Consider the following 24,848-nt stretch of genomic DNA (forward strand, 5'->3'; position numbering starts at 1 on the left):
TACGCGTCTCGTGTGCTCGGAGATGTGTATAAGGGACAGACCCTGATCACCGGCGACACGGTCACCGTCACCACCGCGGCCGACGGCAGCACCGTCTCGACCATCCGCCGGCCGGACGGCAGCACGCCGAGCTTCCACCGCACCGTGCTCGACGGCGACACCTACGTCTACCCCGACGCCGCACTGCCCTACGTCAGCAGCGGCGTGCTGGACCGGCAGCTGTTCAACGTCACCGAACTCATCGCGGACGGCTACGACGACGCGCACACCGACAGGCTGCCGCTGATCGTCACCCTGACCGACGCCGCGGCCCGCAACCGCACTCGGCCCCATGTGGACGGTGCCGAACTGGTCCGGCCGCTCGACAGCGTGCGGGGCGCGGCGCTCACCCGCCAGCGTGCCACCGCCGAGACGTTCTGGACCTCGCTCACCGCCGGCACGGCCCGCCGCGCGGGCGGCGCCCCGACCCTCGCCAACGGCATCGCCAAGGTCTGGCTGGACGCCCGGGTGCACGCCGACCTGAGCGAGTCCACCGCGCAGATCGGTGCCCCGGCCGTCTGGGCCGAGGGCAACACCGCCGCCGGCGTCGACGTCGCGGTGCTGGACTCCGGGGCGGACGTCGAACACCCGGACCTCGCCGCGCAGATCGCCGGCAGCAGCAGCTTCGTGCCCGAAGAGCCCGACGTGCTCGACTACCAGGGACACGGCACCCACGTCGCCTCGACCATCGCCGGCACCGGCGCGGCCTCGGCCGGCGCCGAGCGGGGCGTCGCCCCGGGCGCCCGGCTGCACATCGGCAAGGTGCTCAACAGCGAGGGCAGCGGGCAGAACTCCTGGATCATCGCCGGCATGGAGTGGGCGGTCCGGGAGCAGAAGGCCCGGGTCGTCAACATGAGCCTCGGCGGCGAGGCCACCGACGGCACCGACCCGCTGAGCCAGGCGGTCAACCAGCTCAGCGCCGAGACCGGCGCCCTCTTCGTGGTCGCCGCCGGCAACGGCGGCCCCAACTCCATCGGCAGCCCGGCCGCGGCCGACTCCGCGCTCACCGTCGGCGCCGTCGACGCCACCGACCACCTTGCCGACTTCTCCAGCCAGGGCCCACGGGCGGGTGACGGCGGGCTCAAGCCCGAGCTGACCGCGCCCGGCGTGGACATCCTGGCCGCCCGCTCCCACTTCGTGCGGGGCGGCGGCGGGGACTACACGCTGATGAGCGGCACGTCGATGGCCACCCCGCACGTGGCCGGAACGGCCGCCCTGGTCGCCGCCGCGCACCCCGACTGGACCGGCCAGCGCATCAAGGAGGCGCTGGTCAGCACCGTCAAGGCGACCCCCGGGTACACCCCGTACCAGGCCGGCGCCGGCCGGGTCGACGCGGTCGCCGCGGTGCACGCCACCGTCTTCGCCACCCCGAGCGCCTACTCCGGTTTCCAGGCCTGGCCGCAGCAGCCGGGGCTGACCGTCGACCGGAAGGTCACCTACACCAACATCGGCGGCACGCCCGTCACCCTGAAGCTGGCCCTCGACGCGGCCACCGCGCCGGCCGGCCTGTTCGCCCTCTCCGCCGACACGGTCACCGTGCCCGCTGGCGGCACCGCCGCCGTGACGTTGACCGCGGCGTACGACCGGCTCCCGGTCGAGCGGCAGATCAGCGGCACGATCATCGCCACCGACGGCGCGGGTACGGTCCGTGGCCGCACCCTGATCGGCGCCAGCAAGGAGGGGCAGCGGCAGAACCTGACGCTGGTCGCCAAGGACCGGGACGGCAAGCCGCTCACCGGCAAGGTCATCCTCACCACCAACGGTCTCTTCACCGCCGTGGACCTGCCCGAGAGCGGCACCGCCACGCTGCGGCTGCCGGTGGCGACGTGGACCGGCTGGATCGCCGGCGACGTGCGCGGCCTGCACGGGCCGCACTCCAAGGGAATGGCGCTGCTCAGCTTCACCGACGTCACGCTGGACCGGGACCGCACCGTCACCCTGGACGCGCGGGCCGCCCGGCAGGTCCGGGTCCAGGTGCCGCAGGAGGCCACCCCCAGCGCGCTGCGGCTGGACATCCACCGGTCCTTCGGGGCGAGCCTCACCGAGAGCCAGATGCTGCCCGACGCCTCGTACGACAGCATGTGGGCGCTGCCGACGGGCCGAGCGGTCACCGACGGCGAGTTCGAGTTCGGCGCCCGGTGGCGGCTGGAGCAGCCGGCGCTGACCGTCGCCGCCGGCGACCGCTCGTACGACGACCTGCTGGTGAAGCGGGCCAGCCCGGCGCTGCCGGCCGGCCGGCGCCAGCTCGACGCGGTCTACGTCGCCGACGCGTCGGCGGCCGGGCTGGCCAAGCGGCCGGTCCGGGACCGGGCGGTGGTGGTCCGGCGCAGCGACACCGTGGACATCGCCACCCAGGCGAAGGCCGCCGCGGCGGCCGGGGCGAAGTTGCTGCTGGTGGTGAACGACGGTGTGGGCCGGCTCCAGCCCTGGGACGAGAACCCGTGGAGCCCGGAGAGCCCCGCCCCGGTGACCGTGGGCACGCTCACCGCGGACGAGGGCGGGCAGCTCATCGCCGCGCTGGAGCGCGGCACGGTGCGGCTGACCGTCGACTCGCACCCGGAGACCACCTACGTGTACGACGTGGTGCACCACTGGGCCGGCGCGGTGCCGACCGACCCCAGCTACCGGCCCACCAGCCGGCAGCTCGGCCGGGCCGACGTGGAGTTCCGCAACTACCGGCAGGGCAAGGCGCTGGAGTTCCGCACCGACGTCTGGCGTGGTTGGGCGTCGAGCAACCTGGTGACCGTCCCGGCGCAGGGTCGGCGCACCGACTGGGTGACCGCCGACGCGAGGTGGATCGAGGACGCGCACATCGTCGGCGAAACCGGTCAGCACTCGATGGACGTGACCACCTACCGGGCTGGCAGGCCGAGCGCGGTCAACTGGTTCGGGCCGATCCAGCGACCCCGGATGGGCGGGTTGGGCTACGTACCGGTCCGCTACCTGGACACCGTCTACCTGCCCGCGCCCGGCTGGGGCGACGGGGGTGGCCACATCGGCGATGCCTACGCCAACTTCGACATGGTCAACCGGACCACCCTCTACCAGGGCGACAAGGAGCTGAACTGGGGTAACGCCGAGTACCTCCGGGTCTCCGGCCTGGCTGAGCAGCGCCTGCCGTACCGGCTGGTGGTGGAGAACGACCGGGCGGCGTGGACCAACCCGTACTCCCGGCAGACCCGCACCGAGTGGGGCTTCAGCTCGGCGGTCACGGGGACGGAGACGTCCGAGGTGCTGCCGATGATCCAGCTGGACTACCAGGTGGCCATCGACCGGGACGGCAGGGCGTCACGGCGGGCGCCGCTCACCGTGGTCGCCTCCCAGCTGCCCGGCGTTCCGGGCACCGTCGGCGCGGTGACCCTCGAGGTCTCCTACGACGATGGGGCGACCTGGCAGAAGCCCCGGCTCACCCGGCACGGCGACGGCTGGCGCACCTCCCTCGCCGCACCGGCGAAGGCCGGCTTCGTCAGCCTGCGGACCACCGCACGGGACGCCGCCGGCAACACCGTGAGCCAGAGCATCACCCGGGCGTTCGGCCTGCGCTGACGCCACGATCACCGGCCGCCGGTCGGGGTGCCCCACGCGCCCCGCCCGGCGGCCGGTTCCGTTCCCGCGTCAGCCGGTGCGCGCCGACCGGTCGAGGAAGAGCAGCCGGGCGCGCTTCTCCGGCAGGTCGATGAGCGGACCGGGCCGGAAGCCGCTGCGCACGAACCGCTCGATGGCCTTGTCGTTGCGGGCGTCCGGCTCCATGACGACCCGCAGCCGGGCCGGGTCGGCGAGGACGAAGTCCAGGATCGCGCCGAACAACGCGCCGGTGAAGCCGTGCTCGACCGTGGCCGGTGGCCCGATCAGCAGGTGCAGGCCGACGTCGCCCGGGCGGACGTCGTAGCACTCGCCGACCGGGTCGGCCTCGGGCTGGTAGGTCTGCGCCAGCGCCACCGGCACGCCGTCGCGGTGCACCAGGTACGCGTGGTGCGTGTCGAGCGAGTCCAGGTACGCGTAGATATCGTGCACCCGCTCACGGCTCGCCTCGCGCATCCCCCAGAACCGGGCCCGCTCCTCGGTGACCCAGGCGTGCAGCAGGTCGACGTCCTCGTCCGGCCGCACCGGCCGGACGGTCACCACCCCGAACCCGCGTACGTCCCGCCGGTAGTGGTGCGGGTCCTGCGTGGTCGCGTCAGTGCCCATCTCGCTCCTCGGTGAGCTGGTCCCAGTCCGTGGTAACCGACAGTAGCGTCCCGTCCAGCCAGGCTCGGCTCTGGTCGTCGTGGTGCGGGTCGCCGGGCACCCCGCAGGCGCCCAGCGGCACCACCCAGAGGCTGTCCTCGCGCCGGGCCAGGTCCCAGACGTAGCGCGCCGCCGGCCCCCGGAAGCACCGGTGGGTCACCCCGGGCACGCTGGAGGTGGACAGCACGCAGTCGTGATCGCCGGCGAGCCGGGGACCGGGCCCGGCGTCCGCGTCGGGCAGCGCCCGCCACGGCGCCAGCCGGTGCAGGTCGCCCCAGGGCACCCGTCCGTCCGCCGCGCCCGCGCAACCGGCGACCTCCTCGGCCGCCGCGCGGACCAGCGCGGCCACGTCCAGGCCCGGCAGCTCGGCGGCGCCGAGCAGGTGCGCCAGCGCGTAGCCGACCCGCGAGGTCAGCGCCAACCAGGGCGCGAACACCTCGGGGTACGCGGGCGGCTCGGCCAGCGCGGCCAACGCCGGGTGGGCGGCCAGCCGGCGTACGACGGCCGCCCGCAGGGTGGCGAAGTCCGCGGCGTCGGTGCTGTCTTCGGCCATCCGCCGGTCCCAGCGCAGCAGACGGTCACGCAGCGCGGCGGCGTCCGGCCCGAGCCCGGTCAGTCCGGCCAGCACCGCCAGCAGCGGAGCGGCCGACCCCAGGTACGTGTCGGTGTGCACGGCGGCCAGCGCCTCGGCCGTCCAGTCCCGCCCGGAGTCGAGCAGTTCGGTGATCCGGCGCGCCCGGTGCGGCGGCGCGAACTCGACCCCGAGTGGCGCCGCGAGCCCCCGCTCGTTGGCCATCACCGCGCGGCCGACCACCTCGGCCCGGGGCAGCGGCGCGTACCAGCCGCGCCAGGTGTGCTCCGCCCGCCACGCCGGCACCACCCTGCGGCCGTTCTCCGGGCTCCGCACCGGCACCACCCCGGCGACCCGGTGCAGCAGCCCGCCGGCGGTGTCCGCCGCCTGCACCACGTTGACCGGCTCCACCCAGTGCCGAAGCGCCCGGTCGACGTCGGCCACGTTGCGCGCGCGCAGCAGCTCGGGCAGCGCCGCGAAGCCGAGTTCGGCGCGGACCCGGGGCGGGTAGCGGAGGCTGACGGCGGTGGGCTCGTCCGGCCCGCCGGCGATCACCGGGCCCCGGTCGGTCTCCACCACCTCGACCTCGACCGGGTCCGCCCCGGCCACCTCGATCGTCTCGACGTGCGAGCGCGTGGCTTCCCAGCCGTCCGGGCCGAACGCCTGCACCGCCTCGCCCTGCCGGCGCAGCCGCTCGGTGTACACGTCCTGGTAGTCGGCCATCGCGTTGGTGATCGCCCAGGCCACCGGCCCGGCGTGCGCGAAGTGCGCGATGCCCGGCACGCCCGGCATCGCCAGCCCGACCACGTCGTACTCCGGGCAGGCCAGCCGGATCTGCTGGTAGACGCCGGGGTCCTCGATGAACCGGTGGGGGTCGCCGGCGAGCAGCGCTGCGCCGGTGCCGGTCCGCTCGGCGGCGAGCAGCCACCCGTTGCTGCCGGCGACGGCCGGTCCGTCCGTGGCGAACAGGTCGATGGCGGCCGGGCCGAGCCGGTGAGCCACGTGCTCGCGCCAGAGCTTGCTGGGGAACCCGGCGAACAGGATGTGGTGGCCCAGCCAGACCGCCAGCGGCGTCCACGGCTGCCACCGGCCGGGAGCGAGCCCGGTGGCGGCGAACTCGGGCGCCCGTGCCGCCCCGTCGGCGAGGCCGGCGTTCACCCCGGCCACGTACGCGCCCACCCATTCGGCGGTCGCCGGGTCGAGCGCGGCGTGACAGCGGCGGGCGGTGTCGTCGAGCCGGACCTGCCGGGCGAACCGGTCCCAGGCGAGCGCCTCGGCCCCGAGGAAGGCGGCGGTGGTGCCCTGCGCCCGGTGCCGTTCCACCTCGATCTGCCACGCCCGGTCGTACGCGGTCACCCGGCCCTGCGCCGCCGCCAGGGCGAGCGGGTCGTCGGCCCGCAGGTGCGGCACACCCCACCGGTCGCGGAACCGCCCGGCGCCGCCGTTCCCGCTGGTTCGCTCGCTCACGCCGGCTCCGGGGCGAGCACCGTGGCCCGACGACGGGCGGCCGGAACGACCAGCGGGGTGCCGGTCTCCGGATCGTCGATCACGCGGCAGGGCAGCCCGAACACCTCGGCCACCAGGTCGGCGGTGACCACCGAGGCCGGCTCGCCGGCGGCCACCACCCGCCCGTCGCGCATCGCGATCAGGTGGGTGGCGTAGCGGGCGGCGTGGTTCAGGTCGTGCAGCACCGCGACCAGCGTGCGCCCCTGCTCCTCGTGCAGCCGGGCGCAGAGGTCCAGGATCTCGATCTGGTGGGCGATGTCGAGGTACGTCGTCGGCTCGTCGAGCAGCAGCAGCGGGGTCTGCTGGGCCAGTGCCATGGCGATCCAGACGCGCTGCCGCTGGCCGCCGGAGAGCTCGTCCACCGGCCGGTCGGCGAGGTCGTCGACCCCGGTGGCGGCCATCGACTCCTCGACCACCCGCTCGTCCTCGCGGGACCACTGCCGCAGCAGCCCCTGGTGGGGGTAGCGGCCCCGGGCGACCAGTTCGGCGACGCTGATGCCGTCCGGCGCGATGGACGTCTGCGGCAGCAGGCCGAGGGTGCGGGCCACCTTCCGGGCGGGCAGGTCGTGGATGTCGCGCCCGTCCAGCAGCACGGCGCCAGCGGTCGGACGCAGCATCCGGGACAGCGCCCGCAGCAGAGTCGACTTGCCGCAGGCGTTCGGACCGATGATGACCGTGAACGACCGGTCGGGCACGGCCACGGTCAGGTCCTCGGCGATGGTGCGCCGGTCGTAGGCGAGGGTCATCGCGGTCCCGCCGAGCCGGGAACTGCCGGGTTGCATGGGTGCTCCTTCGATCGCGTCGCGGGTGCTCACAGCCGGCCCGCCCGGCGTTCCATCGCCAGCAGCCAGACCAGGTAGCCGCCGCCGATCACCCCGGTCACCACACCGACCGGAAGCTGGTGCTCGGTGAACGCGCGCTGGGCCAGCAGGTCGGCGCCGACCAGCAGCGCCGCGCCGACCGCCATCGACGGCAGCAGGTTCGGGCCGGGCGCCCGGGTCAGCCGCTTCGCCACGTGCGGCGCGACGAGCGCCACGAACGACACCGGGCCGGCCGCCGCCGCCGCGAACGAGACGAGCAGCACCGCGGCGGCGAGCAGCACCAGGCGCAGCCGGCGCACCGGCACGCCGAGGGCGCTGGACGTGTCGTCGCCCAGTTCCATCATCCGCAGCGCCGGCGCGCAGCCGACGAGGACCAGCGGCGCCAGGACGGCCATGACAACGAGCAGTGGCCCGGCGTTGGCCCAGCCCCGCCCGTCCAGGCTGCCGGTGAGCCAGAGCACCGCGCGGGCGGCGTCCATCAGCGGCGCCCGGGTCAACAGGTAGCCGTTGACGCCGGTGAGGATCGCCGCGACGCCGATGCCGACCAGGATCAGCCGGTAGCCGTGCACCCCGCGTCGCCAGGCCAGCGCGTAGATCACCAGGCCGGTGCCGAGCCCGCCGGCCACCGCCGCGCCGGCCAGCGCCAGACTGCCGCCGCCGAGGACGACCACCACCAGCGCGCCCGTCGACGCCCCCTGGGTGAAGCCGAGCACGTCGGGGCTGCCCAGCGGGTTGCGCACGAGCGACTGGAACACGGTGCCGGCCAGGGCCAGCGCCGCGCCGACCAGCAGCGCGGTGACCAGCCGGGGCAGCCGCAGCTCGTGCACGATGAACTGCTCCGCCGCGGTGCCACCGCCGGTCAGCGTGCGCAGCACGTCGGCCGGGCCCATCGGGTAGTCGCCGCTGCCCAGGACGACCAGGCCCAGCCCGGCGGCGAGCAGCGCGGCGCCGGCGCCGACGGCCAGCGCGCGGGGGCGGAACCGCAGGGAGAGCCCCCCGGGGGTACGGATGACGCTCACGGGTGGGCCACCCGTCCGCGGGTGACCAGCCAGAGGAAGAGCGGGCCGCCCAGCACGGCGGTGACCATGCCGACCTGGAGTTCACCCGGTCGACCGAGCACCCGGCCCAGCACGTCCGCGCCGAGCAGCAGCACCGGCGCCAGCACCGCGCAGTACGGCAGCAGCCACCGCAGGTCGGGGCCGGTCAGGGCGCGGACCAGGTGCGGCACCAGCAGCCCGACGAAGACGATCGGACCGCAGGCGGCGGTCGCCGCTCCGCAGAGCAGGGTGACCGCGACGATCACGGCGGCCCGGATCAGCGCGGGCCGGGCGCCCAGGGCCCGTGCCGCATCGTCGCCGAGCGCGAGGGCGTTCAGCGGGCGGGCGGCGCCGAGCGCGACCAGCAGGCCGACCAGGATGAACGGCAGCACCCGGGTCACGGTCGCCGAGTCCGCGCTGGCCAGCGAGCCGACCGTCCAGAACCGCAGCCGCTCCAGCGAGGCGGTGTCCAGCAGCATGACCGCGCTCACGTACGAGTAGAGGGTGGCGTTCAGCGCCGCGCCGGCCAGCGCGAGTCGGGCCGGGGTGGCGCCGCGTCCACCGCCGACGGCGTAGACCAGCGCCGTGACCACCGCCGCGCCGAGCAGCGCGAACCAGACGTACCCGCCGATGGCGGTGACGCCCAGGAAGGCGGCGGCGGTGGCGACGGCGGCGGACGCGCCGGCGTTGATGCCGAGCAGCCCGGGGTCGGCCAGCGGGTTACGGGTGAGGGCCTGCATCACCGCGCCGGCCACTCCGAGCGCCGCACCGGCGAGCAGCCCGAGCACGGTGCGGGGCAGGCGCATCCGGTGCACCACGGCGTACTCGGTGGCGTCGCGGTGCAGCAGCCCGGACCAGACGTCGGAGAGGGGCATCGCCTTCGCGCCGACCGCGATGCTGAGCAGCAGGACCACGCCGAGCAGCGCCACGGCGGCGACCAGGCCGGCGGCGCGGGCCGCCTGGCGACCACGTCGCGCCGGGGGCGGCCCGGAGGGTGGTGCCGCCGACCGGTCCGGCACGGATGGTGCCGGTCTGGTTACGGAGGTGGTGGCGTCCAGTGTGGGCTCCGGGGGTGTGGCGACACGGCGTACCGCTGTTGACAACGTCCGAGGTTAGGCTAACCTAACCCCGCTGTCCCGGTCGACCCCGGCCCGGCCTCCCCTGATCGAAAGACGACACCATGCCCGATGCCCTGTCCTCCCGTCGCCTCTCCCGTCGCGGCCTGCTGGCCGCCGGTGGCGCTGCCACGCTGGCCACCCTGCTCGCCGGCTGCGGCAAGGACGACGCCGCGAAGTCCGCTGCCAGCACCGGAAGCGGCCCCTGGTCGTTCACCGACGACCGCAACCAGAAGGTCGAGGCGGCGGCTCGTCCGGTCCGCGTGGTGGCCTTCACCGGAGTAGCCGCGGCGCTGGTCGACTTCGGTCTCGGCAAGCAGCTCGTCGGCGTGTTCGGCGAGACCAAGCGCGCCGACGGCACGGCCGACCCGCAGGCCGGTGACCTCAACGTCGAGGCCGTGGAGATCCTCGGCAACGTGTGGGGCGAGTTCAGCCTGGAGAAGTACGCGGCCCTGCGCCCCGAGCTGCTGGTCACCCACATGTACGACCCGGACGCGCTCTGGTACGTGCCGGACGAGAGCAAGGACAAGATCCTGCCGCTGGCCCCGAGCGTGGCGATCACCACGGCCCGGGTGCCGATGACCAAGCCGATCGAGCGGTACGCGGCGCTGGCCGAGTCGCTCGGCGCGGACCTGTCGGCGAAGAAGGTCACCGACGGGAAGGCCCGCTTCGACGCCGCCTCCGAGGCCGTCCGCCAGGCGGTCAAGGCCAACCCCGGCATCAAGGTCATGGCCTGCTCCGGCAGCCCCGACCTGTTCTACGTCTCCAACCCGAAGGTGAGCACCGACCTGATGTACTTCGCCGAGCTGGGCGTGGACATCGTGGTCCCCACCAAGCTTGAGGCCGGCGACTACTTCGAGGCGCTGAGCTGGGAGAACACCGGCAAGTTCCCAGCCGATCTGCTCCTGCTGGACAACCGCAGCACCGCCCTGCAGCCCAAGGACCTCGCCGCCAAGCCCACCTGGCAGCAGCTGCCGGCGGTCAAGGCCAACCAGGTCGCCCCGTGGGACGCGGTGCCCCGCTTCTCGTACGCCGGTGCCGCGCCGCTACTGGAGAACCTGGCCACCGCCATCCGGAATGCGAAGAAGGTCAGTTGACGCCGGCACCTGGTCGGTGAACGGGGCATCGACCGCCGTCGCGTGACCTTCGCCGGCTACTGGCGGCGTGGGCACTCCGAAGAGGACCTGCGCGCCGAGGCGCTGGCCGGCGCCACCGCCTGAGCGGCGACCCATCCGAAGGCAGCACGAGCCCCCGGCGCGCGACCGCGCCGGGGGAGGGCTCCGCCTGCCCATCGTCGAGAACGTGGAGGACATCCCGTGACCGTGCCGACGTACCCCGTCGAGACCACCGCGCCGCCCTCGGCCCCGGCCGCCGCACGGGCCCAACTGCTGCACGACGGCTCCGTCGAGCAGTACCGGCGGACACTCGCCGACGGCGTCGACCGGGTCGCCCGCCGGGTGGCCACAGTCGACCGGCCCGGCACCGGGATCACACCGGCCGAACTGGCCCCGCTGGTCGACCGGGTCGACCTCGACCGCCCGCTGGGCGACGCCGGCGCCGCCCTGGACGAGCTGGAGGACGTCTACCTCCGCGACGCCGTCTGGTTCCACCACCCCCGCTACCTCGCCCACCTCAACTGCCCGGTGGCCATCCCGGCGCTGCTCGGCGAGGCGGTGCTCACCGCGGTGAACTCCTCCCTGGACACCTGGGACCAGAGCGCCGGGGCCACACTGATCGAGCGGCGGCTGATCGACTGGACCGCCGCGCGGATCGGCCTCGGCCCGAACGCCGACGGCATCTTCACCAGCGGGGGCAGCCAGTCCAACCTCCAGGCGCTGCTGCTGGCGCGGGAGGAGGCGTGCGCCGCCGCGACCACCGCGGCCGCCCGCGCCGAGCTGCTGCCCCGGCTGCGGGTTCTCACCTCGGCGGCCGGTCACTTCAGCGTGCAGAAGTCCGCCAAGCTGCTCGGCCTCGCCCCGGACGCGGTGATCGCGGTGCCGACCGACCTGCGGCGACGGATCCGGCCCGCCGCCGTCCGCGACGAGATCGCCCGGTGCCGGCAGGACGGGCTGGTGGTGATGGCGGTCGTCGGCACCGCGGGCACCACCGACTTCGGCTCCATCGACCCGCTCGACGAGCTGGCCGGGATCTGCGCGGCGGCCGGCGTGTGGCTGCACGTGGACGCCGCTTACGGCTGCGGTCTGCTGGTCTCGCGGACCCGGCGGCACCTGCTCCACGGCATCGAGCGGGCCGACTCGGTGACCGTCGACTACCATAAGTCGTTCTTCCAGCCGGTCAGCTCCAGCGCGCTGCTGGTCCGCGACCGGCGGGTGCTGCGGCACGCGACCTACCACGCCGACTACCTCAACCCGGCGCGGATGGTGGAGCAGCGGATCCCCAACCAGGTCGACAAGAGCCTGCAGACCACCCGCCGCTTCGACGCGCTGAAGCTCTGGCTGACCCTGCGGGTGATGGGCCCGGACGCGCTCGGCGCGCTCTTCGACGAGGTGGTCGACCGGGCCGCCGACGCCTGGCGCCTGGTCAGCGAGGACCCACGCTTCGAGGTGGTGACCCGCTCGGAGCTGAGCACGGTGGTCTTCCGCTACCTGCCCACCGGCCCGGGCCGGGACCTGGCCGACGCGGCCAACCTGCACGCCCGGGAGGCGCTGGCCGCCTCCGGCCTCGCCGTGGTCGCCGGGACCCGGGTGGACGGCCGGCACTTCCTCAAGTTCACCCTGCTGAACCCGGCCACCACCGTGGAGGACATCGGCCACGTGCTCGAACTGATCGCCCACCACGCCGGCCGGTACGTGCACGACCGCACCGCCGCCGACCTCACCTGCCACGTCGGCTGATGCCGGTCAACCCGAACCCGAACCCGCGCCTGGAGGGCCGGATGTCCACCCACGACTTCATCGCCATCGGGCTCGGCCCGTACAACCTGGGCCTGGCCTGCCTCACCGCGCCGATCGACGACCTGGACGGGGTGTTCCTGGAGTCCCGGCCGAGCCTGGCCTGGCACCCCGGCATGCTGCTGGAGTCGGCCCGGTTGCAGACCCCGTTCATCGCCGACCTGGTCAGCCTCGCCGACCCGACCTCGCCGTACTCCTTCCTCAACTACCTCAAGGAGATCGGCCGGCTCTACCCGTTCTACATCCGGGAGAGCTTCTACCCGCTGCGCAGCGAGTACGACGCCTACTGCCGGTGGGCCGCGGCGAAGCTGCCGAACCTGCGTTTCGGGCAGGCGGTGACCGCCGTGGAGTACGACGACGCCGACCAGCGGTACGTGGTGCGGGCCGGCACCGACGCGGGGGAGACGGTGGAGTACCGCGCCCGGCACCTGGTGCTCGGCACCGGCACCCCGCCGCACCTGCCTCCCGCCGTCGCCGGGCTGCCCGGCGACGCGGTGCACAACTCGCGCTACCTGGAGCACCGGGACGCGCTGCGCACCAGGCGCAGCATCACCGTGGTGGGCAGCGGGCAGAGCGCCGCCGAGATCTACCACGACCTGCTCGGCGACCTCGACCGGTACGGCTACCAACTGAACTGGGTCACGCGCTCGCCGCGGTTCTTCCCCCTGGAGTACACCAAGCTCACCCTGGAGATGACCTCACCGGACTACGTGGACTACTTCCACGCGCTGCCCGAGGCGACCCGCTACCGGCTGGAGTCCGAGCAGAAGGGCCTGTTCAAGGGGATCAACGCCGACCTGATCAACGACATCTTCGACCTGCTCTACGCGCACAGCGTCGACGGGCCGGTGAACACCCGGCTGCTCACCAACACCGAGCTGACCGGCGCCGATCACCACGACGGGGCGTACACGCTGCGGCTGCGCCACGTGGAGCAGGAGCGGGACTTCACCGTGCGGACCGAGGGGCTCGTGCTGGCCACCGGGTACCACTACCGGGTGCCGGAGTTCCTCGCGCCGGTGCGCGACCGCATCCGCTGGGACGCGCACGGCCGCTTCGACGTGGCCCGCAACTACAGCATCGACCACACCGGCCGGGGCATCTTCCTCCAGAACGCGGGCACCCACACGCACAGCATCACCTCACCCGACCTGGGCATGGGCGCGTACCGCAACTCCTGGATCATCCGTGAGCTGCTCGGGCGCGAGCACTACCCGATCGAGAAGAGCATCACCTTCCAGGAGTTCGGCGCCCCCGCCGGTGTGGCGTCGTGACCGTCGTCTTCACCCGCGCCGACGACCGGCTCGGCGAGTTCGCGCTGCGTACCCTCGATCCGGACGCCGACGCCGCACTGCTGCACGCCTGGGTGACCCACCCGAAGGCGGCGTTCTGGCTGATGCAGGACGCCGACCCGGCCGGGGTGGCCGAGGAGTACCGGCGGATCGACGCCCACCCGCACCACGACGCGTATCTCGGCCTGTGCGACGGGCGGCCCGCCTTCCTGGCCGAACGCTACGACCCGGCCCACGTCGAGCTGGTCGGCCTGTACGACGCCCAACCCGGCGACGTGGGCATGCACTTCCTGTGCGCGCCCACCGACGCCCCGGTGCACGGGTTCACCCGCACGGTCATCACCACCGTCATGGCCTGGCTCTTCGCCGACCCGGCGACCCGCCGGGTCGTGGTCGAGCCGGACGTGCGCAACACCGCCGTGCAAGCGCTGAACGCCGCCGTCGGCTTCGAGGTCGTCGGCGCCGTCGCCAAACCCGAGAAGGAGGCGCTGCTCAGCGTCTGCACCCGGGCACAGTTCCAGGCCGCCACCGACCGCGCCACCCACGCTGCCGCCCCCGAGCGAGCCGCCGCCACCCGACCCGAAGGAGCCCCGGCGTGACCGCCATCGCCGTCCCCACCCAGCCGTCCGCCGCCGCCGCGTCCGCCTCCGTCGATCCGGTCGGGCACCTCACCCCGCAGCTCTGGGCACGGGCCAACCGGCTGCTGGTCCGCAAGGCGCTCGCCGAGTTCACCCACGAACGGCTGATCACCCCGGAGCCCGTGCCGGTCGCCGACGACGACCGACGCTGGTACGAGGTGCGCAGCGACGACGGCACGGTCACGTACCGGTTCGCCGCGCGGCTGCTCGCGTTGGCGCACTGGCAGATCGACGCGGACAGCATCATTCGGCACCGCGACGGCACGCCGGTCCCGCCCGACGCGGTGGACCTGATCGTCGAGCTGCGCGACACCCTCGGGCTCTCCGCGCGGGTGCTGCCGGTCTACCTGGAGGAGATCACCTCCACGCTCGCCGGCACCGCGTACAAGCTGGCCCGTCCCGCGCCGAGCGCCGCCGAGCTGGCCGAGGCGGACTTCCAGACCATCGAGACGTCGATGACCGAGGGCCACCCCTGCTTCGTGGCCAACAACGGCCGGCTCGGCTTCGGCGTCGACGAGTACCACCGGTACGCCCCGGAGGCCGCCGCCCCGGTCCGGCTGGAGTGGCTGGCCGCGCACCGGGACCACTCGACGTTCAGCAGCGCCGCCGACCTCGACTACGACACCCTGATCGAGAGCGAGCTGGACGCGGACACCCGGGCCCGGTTCGCGGCCACGATGGCCGGTCTCGGGCTGGACCTGGCCGACTATCACCTGATCCCGGCGCACCCGTGGCAGTGGTGGAACAAGCTGGCGGTCACCTTCGCCGGCGAGCTGGCCGAGCGCCGGCTGGTGCACCTGGGCACCGGGTCCGACCAGCACCTGGCCCAGCAGTCCATCCGTACCTTCTTCAATGTGACCGAGCCGCGCCGGCACTACGTCAAGACCGCGCTCTCCGTGCTGAACATGGGCTTCATGCGCGGGCTGTCGGCGGCGTACATGGCGGCCACCCCGGCGATCAACGACTGGCTGGCCGACCTGATCGCCGGCGACGAGATGCTGAGCGGCACCGGGCTGACGATCATCCGGGAGCGGGCCGCGGTGGGCTACCGACACCGGCAGTACGAGGCCGCCACCGACCGGACCTCCCCGTACCGGAAGATGCTGGCCGCGCTGTGGCGGGAGAGCCCGGTGCCCGGCCTCGCGCCGGGGCGGCGACTGACCACCATGGCGGCGCTGCTGCACGTGGACAGCGACGGCGGCTCGCTGGCGGCGGAGCTGATCGCCCGGTCCGGGCTGGCGCCCGAGGTGTGGCTGCGCCGCTACCTGGACGCCTACCTGACCCCGCTGCTGCACAGCTTCTACGCCCACGACCTGGCCTTCATGCCGCACGGCGAGAACGTCATCCTGGTCCTCGACGAGCGGGACACCGTCGAGCGGGTGATCTTCAAGGACATCGCCGAGGAGATCGCGGTGATGAGCGCCGAGGTCGAGCTGCCGGCGGCGGTGGAGCGGATCCGGGTCGAGGTGCCCGACGACACCAAACTGCTGAGCATCTTCACCGACGTGGTCGACTGCTTCCTGCGCCACCTCAACGCGGTGCTGGTCGAGGCCGGCATGCTGGCCGAGGAGGACTTCTGGCGCACGGTGGCCGCCTGCGCCGCCGACTATCTGGACCGGGTGCCGCACCTGGCCGAGCGGGCCCGCCGCTACGACCTGTTCGCCCCGGACTTCGCGCTGTCCTGCCTCAACCGGCTGCAACTGCGCGACAACCAGCAGATGATCGACCTGGCCGACCCGTCGGCCGCCCTCCAGTTCGTCGGCACGCTGGCCAACCCGCTGGCCCCGTACGCCCCGGCCCGGTGACACCGGTCGTGCTCCGGCCGGGTCGGCGAGGCTGCCACCCGGCCGGTTGAGTCGGGGCCCGGCGAGCCGGCCGGCTCAGTCGACCGTGCCAATCTTCCGGAACGCGCGGGCCAACTGGACGAGGTCCATGCCCTCGAGGTGGTCCAGGAACCGCCGCCGCACGGCGGCCAAGTGGCTGGGCCACGACTCCTCCAGCCGGGCGAAGCCGGCGTCGGTGAGGACGGCGTTCCAGCCGCGCGCGTCCTGCTCGCTGCGGACCCGCTCGACCAGGCCCTGCGTCTCCAGTCGGGTGATGGTGCGGGTCATCCCGCTGAGCGACAGTTGGCAGTGCCCGGCGAGCTCGTTCATCCGCATCTGCCGGTCCGGCGCCTCGGAGAGGACCCGCAGGGCCGTGTACTCGGTCAGCGGCAGTTGACGGTCGCCGGTCATGTCGGCGTCGATCGCCCGGGGCAGGACGAACATCAGCTGGCCCAGGGCGCGGACCAGCGCTTCCTCGTCGGGGTTGAGGGGGCGCAGGGACTCTGCGGGGCTGCCGGACATGCCCTCATCTTAGTTGCTTGACCGAGCAACCGTGTGACGCTCAGCATAGCCGGGGCATTTGCTTGACGAAGCAACAACTGGCTACGGTTCACCAGCCAGGCAAGCCCCTTCTGAAAGGCGCCACACCATGACCAGGATCGGGATCATCCTCGGGAGCACCCGCCCGGGCCGTAACGGCGAAGCCGTCGCCCGCTGGGTCCTCGAGGTCGCCAAGCAGCGCTCCGACGCGGAGTTCGAGCTGATCGACCTGCTCGACTACAAGCTGCCGCACCTCGACGAGGCGTACCCGCCGGCGATGGGGCAGTACACCCAGCCGCACACGCTGCGCTGGGCCGAGAAGATCGCGTCGTTCGACGGGTTCGTGATGGTCACCCCGGAGTACAACCACTCCACCTCGGGTGCCCTGAAGAACGCCATCGACTTCCTCTACGCCGAGTGGAACAACAAGGCCGTCGGCTTCGTCAGCTACGGCTCGGTCGGCGGCGCGCGCGCCGTGGAGCACCTGCGCCTCATCGCCGGTGAGCTCCAGATGGCCGACGTGCGGTCCCAGGTCGCGCTGTCGCTCTTCACCGACTTCGAGAACTTCAGCGTCTTCAAGCCCAACGATCACCAGCGGGACGCGCTCGGCGTCACCCTGGACCAGGTCGTCGCCTGGAGCACCGCGCTCGCTCCGCTGCGCCAGAGCTGACCACGATCGGGAGCCGGCCGCGGGAACCCTCCCGCGGCCGGCTCAGCTCGTCACGAGGTCGTGAGTGGTGCCGTCGGTGACGGCTCGGAGCTTGTCGGGGTTGGCGACGTTGTGGATGGCGATGATGCGGCCGTCGGCGTCGATGTCGAGGGTGACGGTGGCGATCACCCGGCCCGCACCGCTGAACACCAGGGCCGGGCCTCCGTTGACCTCGACCAGGGCGGCGCGCATGTCATCGGGCCGGACACCCTGGTAGGTGACGGTGCCGATGGCCGCGAACCAGGCGGCGACCGTCTGCGCACCCACGATCGGTCGCAGGGCCTGGCGGACCTTGCCGCCGCCGTCGGTCCACAGTGTGACGTCCGGCGACAGCATCTCCATCAGGGTGTTGATGTCGCCACCGGTCGCGGCGGCGATGAACCGCTCGGTGACACCGCGCTGCTGCGACCGGTCCGCCGTGAAGCGTGGCCGCCGTGCCCGTACGTGCTCGCGGGCGCGGTGCGCGACCTGGCGCACCGCGGCTTCGGAGCGCTCCACCGCCACCGCGATCTCGGCATGGCTGAAGCCGAAGACCTCCCTCAGGACGAACACCGCGCGTTCGAGCGGGCTGAGCGTCTCCAGGACCACCAGCATCGCCATCGACACCGACTCGGCGTCGGTGATGGTGTCGGCGGTGTCGCCATCGGTCAGGACGGGCTCGGGCAGCCACGGTCCCACATAGGTCTCGCGTTGCTGCTGGCGGGAGCGCAGACGCTGCAGTGCGAGGTTTGAGACGATGCGCGCCAGGTACGCCTTGGGGTCGACCACCTGGGCGCGGTCGGCCCCGGACCATCTGATCCACGCGTCCTGGACGGCGTCCTCGGCGTCGGCGGCGGTGCCGAGGATGCGGTAGGCCACCGAGAACAGCAGGTTGCGATGGCGGTGGAACACCTCCTGGTCGGCGTCCGAACCCGGGCGGGTCACCGCGTGTCCCGGGTGTAGCGACCACCGTGCGGCCAGAACGCGCCGGAGGAGGGCAGCCGCACCATGCGGCGGTAGGTGGGCCAGGGGGAGGCGCTCACCGTCTCCTTGTACCAGACCGCCGTGCGGCCGGTCAGACACGCCCGGCGCGGGCTGTCGTCGGGACGGGTGAACTGCACGACCGCATCATGCCGTCCCAGGCTCACCGGGGTGTGGTAGTAGCCGAACCGGAACGCCCTGGGCTGCTTGCCGTGCAGCGCACGGATGATCGACATCGCGGCGTGTACGCCGCTCGGCATGCCGCTCTGGCAGGTGCCGTGCATGACGCCGTAGCCCTGCCGGATCGCCGCCGCATCGCCGATGGCGTAGACGTCGGGGTGCGACACCGACCGCAGCGCGGTGTCGGTGACGACACGACCGCGCTGGTCGACGGTCAGGCCCGCAGCAGCCGCCAGCGGCGACACACGCGTACCGCCCGTCCACAGGACGACGTCGGCCGCGACGGGCGCCTCACCCGCCAGTTCGACCGAGTCCGGCAGCACCTTCGTCACCGCTGTCCCGCTGCGCACCCGCACACCGAGGCGATCGAGCGCGGCCCGCAGATGCGCCCGAGCCTTCCGGTTCAGGGTGGCGCCGGGTTCCTGCCGGCCCACCAGCACGACCGTCAGCTCCGGGTGCCGCTCGGCGATCTCCGCGGCCGACTCGACGCCGGTCAGCCCGCTGCCGACGACCACCACCGTGCCGTCGGCCAGCCGTGCCAGCCGGTCGGCCAGCGACGTCGCGTCCTGGGCGCTGTCCAGGGTGTACGCGTGCTCCTCGACGCCCGGCACCAGCGCCGTGTCAACCACGCTGCCCAACCCGTACACCAGCGTGTCGTAGTGCAGCACCCGACTGTCGATCCGGACGGTCTTCGCCTGCGCGTCCACCGCCGTGACCCAGCCGCGGACGAACTGCGCGCCCGTGTCGGCCAGGAGCGCCGGGATGTCCCTCTCGATCAGCTGCTGCCCGGTCGCCGTCATGTGCAGCCGTAGCCGTTCGGTGAACCGTTCCTGCGCGTTCACCAGGGTCACCTGCACGTCGGTGCGCCGTCTGGTGCGGGCCGCGAGCTGGATCGCGGCGGCCATTCCCGCGTACCCAGCGCCCAGGATCAACACGCGGTGGGTGGTGGCCGTCCCGGCTTCGTGCGATGTACTCATCGTCGGGCCTCTCTCGTTGGGTGACGACCACGAGATGCGGATCGCCCGGCGGTTCGTGACATGGGCGGCTGTGACGCCGGCCACAACCGGTGCCGAGGGGGCGGGCCCACTAACCTCGTGGCCATGATCCGACCTTCCGGCGCGGTCCGGCCGCCGCTGTGGCGGGACCGCACGTTCGGCACGTACTGGATCGCGCAGTCGCTCTCCGCGGCCGGCGACTCGTTCGCGTACCTCGCGGTGCCGCTGCTGGTGCTCCAGGCGACCGGGTCGGTGGCCCGGATGGGTCTGCTCACCGCCGTCGCGGGCGCGGCGTCCGTCGTGGCCGGGATCTTCGGCGGTGTGCTGGTCGACCGGTACGACCGGCGCACGCTGATGATCGTGGCGGACCTCGCCCGGCTGGTGCTCTACGGCCTGGTGCCGTTGGTCTGGCTCGCCGGGCCGCAGGTATGGCTGCTCTTCGTCGTGCTGCCGATCTGCGAGGCGGCCGGGATGGTGTTCCAGGTGGCCGCGGTCACCGCGGTCCGCAACCTGGTCGACCGGGATCGGATCACCGAGGCCAACGGCCGGTTGCAGGCGACGTACGCGGCGGCCGCCGTGATCGGGCCGCTGCTCGCCGGCGTGGTGTCGGCCCGGTTCGGCCCGGCGGCGGCGATCGCCGTCAACGCGGCCAGCTTCGCGTTGTCGGCGGCCGGCCTGTGGCTGATCCGGCTGCGACCTGTGCGGGCCGAGGACGTCACCCCGGCGCCCCGGCAGCGGCCGCTGGTCGAGTTCCTGGCCGGGGCGCGGTTCCTGTGGCGACAGCCGGTGCTCCGCGCGCTGACCGTCCTGCTGTCGGTCTTCATCTTCCTGACCTACGGCTTCACCGACGTGCTGATCTACCACGTCACGCACGACCTCGGTGGCACCGAGGGCACCGTCGGCGCCGTGCTCGGCCTGGCCGCGCTGGGCACGATCGCCGGAGCGCTCCTGGTGGCCCCGCTGCGCCGCCGCCGCGGCTTCGGCGTCACCTGGATCGGTGCCCACGCGATCTGCGGCGTCGCCGTGGCCGGCGTCGGCCTCGCGACGACGGTGCCGGCGGTCACCGCCCTGACCGCGGTGTATCTGTGCTGTCTCAGCGTGGGCGGGATCTGCTCGATGTCCCTGCGTCAGGAGATCACCCCCGATCATCTCCTCGGCCGGGTCACCTCGGCGTTCTGGAGCACGCACTACGCCCTCGGACCGGCTGGCGCAGTGGTGCTGACCTGGGCCGCCGCCCGGTACGGCGTCGCTGGGGTCGCCCTCGTGGCGGGGGCGGGATGTCTGCTGGTCGCGGTCGGTGGCCTGTTCACCCCGATCCGCCGGGCCGGCGCGGAGCCGGCCCTCGGGCCGCCGGGACTCCAGCCGGCCCCGGCCGGCGGCGTCGGGCCATGATGGAGGCAGGCTTCGTGGTCGCGGCACCGTCAGTGCTGGAGACGCTCTGGAGCTGATGTCGTCAACGATTCAGGCCTGCGGGCCCCTGGCTGCGGCCCTGGCTGTGGCCCCTGGCTGCGGCCCCTGGCTGTGGCCCCTGGCTGCGGCCACCGGGCACTCCGACCCCACCAGGATGAGACCGCGCGGCACCGGGCCGATTCGTCTACGACATCAGCTCCAAAGGCGCTGAGTACCACCACGTCCACCGGGCACGTCGACCCGGTCGCCGCTCAGGAGGGGTCAGGACCCCCTCAGAACTCCTGGTACATGACGTGCAGCCCGACCCGGCCGAGGGTGGGGTGGCGGAACGCCCCCGGCACCGTGCCGACCACCTCGAAGCCCTCCCGGCGGTACAGCTCCACCGCCGACCGGTTGCTCTCCACCACGGCGTTGAACTGCATGCCGGCGTACCCCCGCTGGCGGGCCCAGGCCAGGGCGTCGCGGCACAGCGCTGTGCCCACGCCCCGGCCCCGGGCGTCGGCGGCGACCATGAAGCTCGCGGTGGACACGTGCGCGCCCGGCCCGGGCCGGTTGGTGCCCATCTTCGCGGTGCCGAGCACCCGCTCGCCGTCCACCGCCACGACCGTGCGGCCCGGCGGGGCGTCCGCCCAGATGCCGTACGCCACGTCGGTGGTCATCGCCGGGTCGAAGGGGAAGGTCTCCCCGGCCAGGATGACCTCCTCGACGATCGGCCAGACCTGCGACCAGTCCTCCGCCACGAACTCTCGAATCAGCACCGGCGCAGGCTACGGGCGGTGATCCGGCCGGACAACCGGTTTGTCGAGCGCGGCGAGTTCCGCGTCCAGCAGGGTCGCGAGCCGGGCGTGCCGCTGCGGATGGCTGCTCGCCGTCATGCCACGGCTGGGCATCTCCACCGTCATCAGCAGGTACAGGTGCAGCCGGTAGAGACCGAGCCGGCGGCGGGCGGAGCCGTCCAGTACCAGCGGCTCGGCGGCAGCGCTGCGATAGCCGCGCAGCAGCGGATGCTCCGGCTCGTCCTCGACCCGCCGGTAGAGCAGCGGCGAGACCAGGTCCAGCAGCGGATCGCCGTGCAGGAACCGTTCGCCGTCCACCAGCCCGGACAGCCGCGGCCGGCCGTCCGGGCCGGGCTCGGTCAGCACGTTGCCGTCCCAGCAGTCGAAGTGCAGCAGCGCCGGGCGGCGGACCTCGTCCAGCACGTCGGCGTGCCGCCCGACCAGCGCGCGCAACCGGTCCGCGCTGACCGGCAGCCGGACGTCCCCGTCGGCCGCGTCGGCGAGCAGAGCGTCGAGCATCGCGGTGAACGCCTCCCGCCACGTCGAGCCACCGGCGCGACCGCCGTCGTAACCGAACCGGTCGCCGGTCACCCGGTGCAGCGCGGCCAGGGCGACCCCGAGGTCGTACCGCGCCGGGCCGTCGTCGACCGGCGCGCCGACCTCGGCCAGCTCGCGCAGCGACCGGCCGGGCAGCATCCCGGTGACCAGCCACTCGCCGTACGCCGGGTCGGCGCCGTGGTGCAGCACCGGCGGAACGGGCACCTCCGGCGCCCGCTCGGCGACCAGCCGGAAGTACCGCGCCTCGGCCGCGCAGAGCCCGTGTTCGTACCGCAGCAGTCGCGTACCGGCCGGCGGGGCGACCTTCAGCACCACCCGGCGGTCGTCGTCGAGCAGCGCCCACCAGACCGTGGCGTACCCGCCGCCGGTCAGCGCACCGCAGTCGCGGACCCGGGTCCCCGCGCCGAACGACGCGCGGAGCAGGTACGTCACCTCACCCGTCGTGAGTGGACGCTGGGTCGGGCTGACCCCGGTCACAAGGCCGTGTCACCCCGCCGCGCGCGCGGCGCCGAGCCGGCGGTGTCCCGCCTGGCGTCCGGGGCGGGGCCGGCCGTGTCCCGGCGGATCAGCTCGGCGGGAAGGACCTCGACCCGTGGCGCCGGCGCCGGCGCGCCGAGCACCAGGGACATCGCGCGGACTCCCATGTCGACCAGCGGCAGCCGCACGGTGGTCAACGCCGGAGTCACGTCCCGGGCGATCGGCATGTCGTCGAAGCCCACCACGGAGACCCGGTGCGGCACGGCCAGCGAGCGGGCCCGCAGGGTGGCGAGCGCGCCGATGGCCATCGAGTCGTTGAGCGCCATGATCGCGGTCAGCTCCGGGTCGGCGTCCAGCAGCCTGGCGGCGGCCTCGGCGCCACCGTCGCGGTCGAACTCGGCGTACCGGATGCGCCGCTCGGGCAGGTCGTGGCCCTGCTCGGCGAGGGCCTGCCGGAGCCCGGCCAGTCGGTCCGTGGTGGTGGTGAGGATGCGCGGCCCGGCGACCACGCCGATCGCCCGGTGCCCCAACCCGCACAGCTCCCGCCCGGCGAGATAACCGCCGGTCCGGTTGTCCGGCATCACCGCGTCGCCGGAGTGCTCGTGCCGGCCGATCACCGCGACCCGCCCGCCGGTCGCCTCGTACGCGGCGAGCTTCTCGTTGAGCTGCCGCGTGAAGGCGTCGTCGTGGTAGCCGGAGCCGGCGAGGATCAACGCCGCCACCTGGTGGCCACGCAGCAGCTCCACGTACTCCAGCTCGCGGTCCGGGTCCCGGTAGCTGTTGCAGATCATCAGCAGCCGGCCCTGGTCGGTGGCGACGCGTTGCAGGCCACGGGTGATCTCGGCGAAGTACGGGTCGGAGACGTCGTGCACGATCACGCCGACCGCGCTGCGGTGCGAGCGGGCCAGCAGCTGGGCGTGCGCGTTCGGCACGTACTGCAACTCGGCGACGGCGGCGAGCACGCGCTCGCGCAGCTCGTCGGTGACCGGTTTGCTGCTGCCGTTGATCACGCGGGAGGCGGTGGCGGGCGAGACGCCCGCGCGTCGCGCCACGTCGGACAGGGTCGCCATGGCCCGCCCCCTCGGTCTGTTGACGGCGTTTCGCCGTGCCGGCTAGCGTCACGGTACCGCAGAGAAAGCCCTTTCCCGCAGGGAGGCCCGGCCATGTCCGAACGCTACGCGGTGCTCCAACTCGACGAGTTGCCCAGCAGGCGCTGCTCCTGCGGTACCACCCGCCGGGGCTTCGTCGCCGAGAGCGACGGCCAGGCCTCCGTGCACCTGCTCCAGGTGCAGGACGCGGTCACCCACCACCACCGGATCGCCACCGAGTACTACGTCGTGCTGGCCGGTGAGGGCGAGGTGGAGCTGGACGGGGTGCGCCACCCGGCCCGGCCGATGTCCGCGTTCCTGATCAAGCCCGGTTGCCGGCACCGGGCCATCGGCGACCTCACCGTGCTGCTGGTCTCGCTGCCGGCGGCGGACGACACCGACGAGTACTTCGATGCCTGACCGGACGGCCCCGCTGCCCGGCGGGATCGGGGTTTCCCGGCTGCGCGTCTACGACACCGCCGGGCCGGACGGCGTGGTCGGCGGCACCCCGCACGTGCACCTGTGCTGCACCGAGGGGTACGTGGTGACCGGCGGCGAGGGCGCCGTGCAGACCCTCGGCTCCGACGGCTACCGGGAGACCCCGTTGCGGCCGGGCGCGGTGGTCTGGTTCGAGCCGGGCACCGTGCACCGCCTGGTCAACGGGGGCGGCCTGACCATCGTGGTGCTCATGCAGAACAGCGGCCTGCCCGAGGCCGGCGACGCCGTGCTCACGTTCCCGCCCGAGGTGCTGGCCGATCCGGGCGCGTACGCCGCCGCCGCGGCGCTGCCCGACGGGGGAGCGCCGGGCGCCGACGTGAGTGCCGCGTACCGGCGACGGAATCTGGCGGTGACCGGCTTCCAGGCGCTGCGGGCCGGCGGGCCGGCGGCGCTGGCCGCGTTCCACTCCGCGGCGGTGGCGCTGCGCCAACCGCTGCTCGCGCGCTGGCGGGAGCGCTGGGCGGCCGGGGCGGGCCGGGCCGCCGCCGGCACCGGCGAGCAGCTCGACGCCCTCGGCCGAGGCGACACCGCCCACCTGGGCGACGCCGGGCTGTACGCGGTGGACGAGCCGGTCGAGCACGGCCGACTGGGCATGTGCGGCCTGCTCGACACCTATCCGACCGCCGCCTGACGGTCTAAGCGGGACGGTCTCCAGGCCGGCGTCGAACCGGCCGGC

Annotated in this window: 21 protein-coding genes; 10 read left to right on the forward strand and 11 right to left on the reverse strand. The window is 73.6% G+C overall.

The features are described 5' to 3' along the window. Positions 1-24: 24 nt before the first annotated feature. A complete protein-coding gene (locus DKT68_RS05830) occupies positions 25-3,585 on the forward strand; it encodes a S8 family peptidase (protein WP_236646730.1) in 3,561 nt (1,186 codons plus the stop codon). A 69-nt stretch (positions 3,586-3,654) separates the two neighbouring features. Here the strand turns inward: DKT68_RS05830 and DKT68_RS05835 are convergent, their stop codons facing one another. The 5 genes from DKT68_RS05835 to DKT68_RS05855 form a co-directional block, all read right to left on the reverse strand. Beyond that, positions 3,655-4,227, reverse strand: coding sequence for a GNAT family N-acetyltransferase (locus DKT68_RS05835; RefSeq protein WP_109816392.1), 573 nt, complete (start codon positions 4,225-4,227; stop codon positions 3,655-3,657). Next, complete coding sequence (locus DKT68_RS05840; protein ID WP_109816393.1) at positions 4,217-6,304, reverse strand: penicillin acylase family protein; 2,088 nt, start codon at positions 6,302-6,304, stop codon at positions 4,217-4,219. The genes DKT68_RS05835 and DKT68_RS05840 overlap by 11 nt, the downstream gene beginning before the upstream one ends. Further along, positions 6,301-7,089, reverse strand: a complete 789-nt coding sequence (locus tag DKT68_RS05845; protein WP_201748921.1) for an ABC transporter ATP-binding protein — start codon at positions 7,087-7,089, stop codon at positions 6,301-6,303. Before DKT68_RS05845 ends, DKT68_RS05840 begins: the two co-directional genes overlap by 4 nt. Positions 7,090-7,154: 65 nt before the next feature. After that, positions 7,155-8,183, reverse strand: coding sequence for a FecCD family ABC transporter permease (locus tag DKT68_RS05850; RefSeq protein ID WP_109816395.1), 1,029 nt, complete (start codon positions 8,181-8,183; stop codon positions 7,155-7,157). After that, complete coding sequence (locus DKT68_RS05855; protein WP_407940694.1) at positions 8,180-9,304, reverse strand: FecCD family ABC transporter permease; 1,125 nt, start codon at positions 9,302-9,304, stop codon at positions 8,180-8,182. Before DKT68_RS05855 ends, DKT68_RS05850 begins: the two co-directional genes overlap by 4 nt. Before the next feature lie 77 nt (positions 9,305-9,381). On the opposite strand from DKT68_RS05855, the gene DKT68_RS05860 reads away from it, so the two are divergent. The 5 genes from DKT68_RS05860 to DKT68_RS05885 all read left to right on the forward strand — a co-directional run bounded on the left by DKT68_RS05860 (position 9,382) and on the right by DKT68_RS05885 (position 15,963). Next, positions 9,382-10,413, forward strand: a complete 1,032-nt coding sequence (locus DKT68_RS05860) for an ABC transporter substrate-binding protein (protein WP_109816396.1) — start codon at positions 9,382-9,384, stop codon at positions 10,411-10,413. 219 nt (positions 10,414-10,632) lie between these two features. Further along, a complete protein-coding gene (locus DKT68_RS05870) occupies positions 10,633-12,171 on the forward strand; it encodes a pyridoxal phosphate-dependent decarboxylase family protein (protein WP_109816397.1) in 1,539 nt (512 codons plus the stop codon). A gap of 41 nt (positions 12,172-12,212) precedes the next feature. Next, entirely contained in the window at positions 12,213-13,502 is a 1,290-nt protein-coding gene (locus DKT68_RS05875; RefSeq protein ID WP_109816416.1) for a lysine N(6)-hydroxylase/L-ornithine N(5)-oxygenase family protein, read from the forward strand. Continuing rightward, on the forward strand, positions 13,499-14,119 hold the full coding sequence (locus DKT68_RS05880) for a GNAT family N-acetyltransferase (RefSeq protein ID WP_109816398.1): 621 nt from the start codon (positions 13,499-13,501) through the stop codon (positions 14,117-14,119). The genes DKT68_RS05875 and DKT68_RS05880 overlap by 4 nt, the downstream gene beginning before the upstream one ends. Further along, positions 14,116-15,963 (forward strand): IucA/IucC family protein, encoded by a 1,848-nt coding sequence (locus DKT68_RS05885; RefSeq protein ID WP_407940695.1) that lies wholly within the window; start codon positions 14,116-14,118, stop codon positions 15,961-15,963. The genes DKT68_RS05880 and DKT68_RS05885 overlap by 4 nt, the downstream gene beginning before the upstream one ends. Positions 15,964-16,038: 75 nt before the next feature. On the opposite strand, the gene DKT68_RS05890 is transcribed toward DKT68_RS05885, so the two are convergent. Beyond that, positions 16,039-16,503 (reverse strand): MarR family winged helix-turn-helix transcriptional regulator, encoded by a 465-nt coding sequence (locus DKT68_RS05890; RefSeq protein WP_109816399.1) that lies wholly within the window; start codon positions 16,501-16,503, stop codon positions 16,039-16,041. Between the two features lie 127 nt (positions 16,504-16,630). On the opposite strand from DKT68_RS05890, the gene DKT68_RS05895 reads away from it, so the two are divergent. Further along, positions 16,631-17,191: an NADPH-dependent FMN reductase gene (locus DKT68_RS05895; RefSeq protein WP_109816400.1), complete on the forward strand. Its 561-nt coding sequence runs from the start codon at positions 16,631-16,633 to the stop codon at positions 17,189-17,191. Between the two features lie 42 nt (positions 17,192-17,233). Here the strand turns inward: DKT68_RS05895 and DKT68_RS05900 are convergent, their stop codons facing one another. Both DKT68_RS05900 and DKT68_RS05905 read right to left on the reverse strand, forming a co-directional pair. Further along, on the reverse strand, positions 17,234-18,154 hold the full coding sequence (locus tag DKT68_RS05900; protein WP_109816401.1) for an RNA polymerase sigma-70 factor: 921 nt from the start codon (positions 18,152-18,154) through the stop codon (positions 17,234-17,236). Next, the gene (locus DKT68_RS05905) at positions 18,151-19,347 is read right to left on the reverse strand and encodes an NAD(P)/FAD-dependent oxidoreductase (RefSeq protein WP_109816402.1); all 1,197 of its coding nucleotides are present in this window, start codon (positions 19,345-19,347) and stop codon (positions 18,151-18,153) included. The genes DKT68_RS05900 and DKT68_RS05905 overlap by 4 nt, the downstream gene beginning before the upstream one ends. 123 nt (positions 19,348-19,470) lie before the next feature. On the opposite strand from DKT68_RS05905, the gene DKT68_RS05910 reads away from it, so the two are divergent. Then, positions 19,471-20,757 (forward strand): MFS transporter, encoded by a 1,287-nt coding sequence (locus DKT68_RS05910; protein ID WP_109816418.1) that lies wholly within the window; start codon positions 19,471-19,473, stop codon positions 20,755-20,757. Between the two features lie 290 nt (positions 20,758-21,047). Here the strand turns inward: DKT68_RS05910 and DKT68_RS05915 are convergent, their stop codons facing one another. From DKT68_RS05915 to DKT68_RS05925, 3 genes are read right to left on the reverse strand one after another with little or no spacing between them, the layout of a single operon-like run. Next, complete coding sequence (locus tag DKT68_RS05915) at positions 21,048-21,533, reverse strand: GNAT family N-acetyltransferase (RefSeq protein ID WP_109816403.1); 486 nt, start codon at positions 21,531-21,533, stop codon at positions 21,048-21,050. 9 nt (positions 21,534-21,542) lie between these two features. Further along, entirely contained in the window at positions 21,543-22,541 is a 999-nt protein-coding gene (locus DKT68_RS05920) for a phosphotransferase family protein (RefSeq protein WP_236646732.1), read from the reverse strand. 41 nt (positions 22,542-22,582) lie between these two features. Continuing rightward, positions 22,583-23,656 carry a LacI family DNA-binding transcriptional regulator gene (locus DKT68_RS05925; protein WP_109816405.1) on the reverse strand — a complete coding sequence of 358 codons (1,074 nt, stop codon included), beginning with the start codon at positions 23,654-23,656 and terminating at the stop codon, positions 22,583-22,585. Positions 23,657-23,749: 93 nt separating this feature from the next. On the opposite strand from DKT68_RS05925, the gene DKT68_RS05930 reads away from it, so the two are divergent. Both DKT68_RS05930 and DKT68_RS05935 read left to right on the forward strand, forming a co-directional pair. Further along, positions 23,750-24,094, forward strand: coding sequence for a cupin domain-containing protein (locus DKT68_RS05930; RefSeq protein WP_109816406.1), 345 nt, complete (start codon positions 23,750-23,752; stop codon positions 24,092-24,094). Then, positions 24,087-24,803, forward strand: a complete 717-nt coding sequence (locus DKT68_RS05935) for a cupin domain-containing protein (RefSeq protein WP_109816407.1) — start codon at positions 24,087-24,089, stop codon at positions 24,801-24,803. Before DKT68_RS05930 ends, DKT68_RS05935 begins: the two co-directional genes overlap by 8 nt. Positions 24,804-24,848: the final 45 nt, after the last annotated feature.

Source organism: Micromonospora acroterricola (assembly GCF_003172955.1).
In the GTDB taxonomy this organism is placed as follows: domain Bacteria; phylum Actinomycetota; class Actinomycetes; order Mycobacteriales; family Micromonosporaceae; genus Micromonospora; species Micromonospora acroterricola.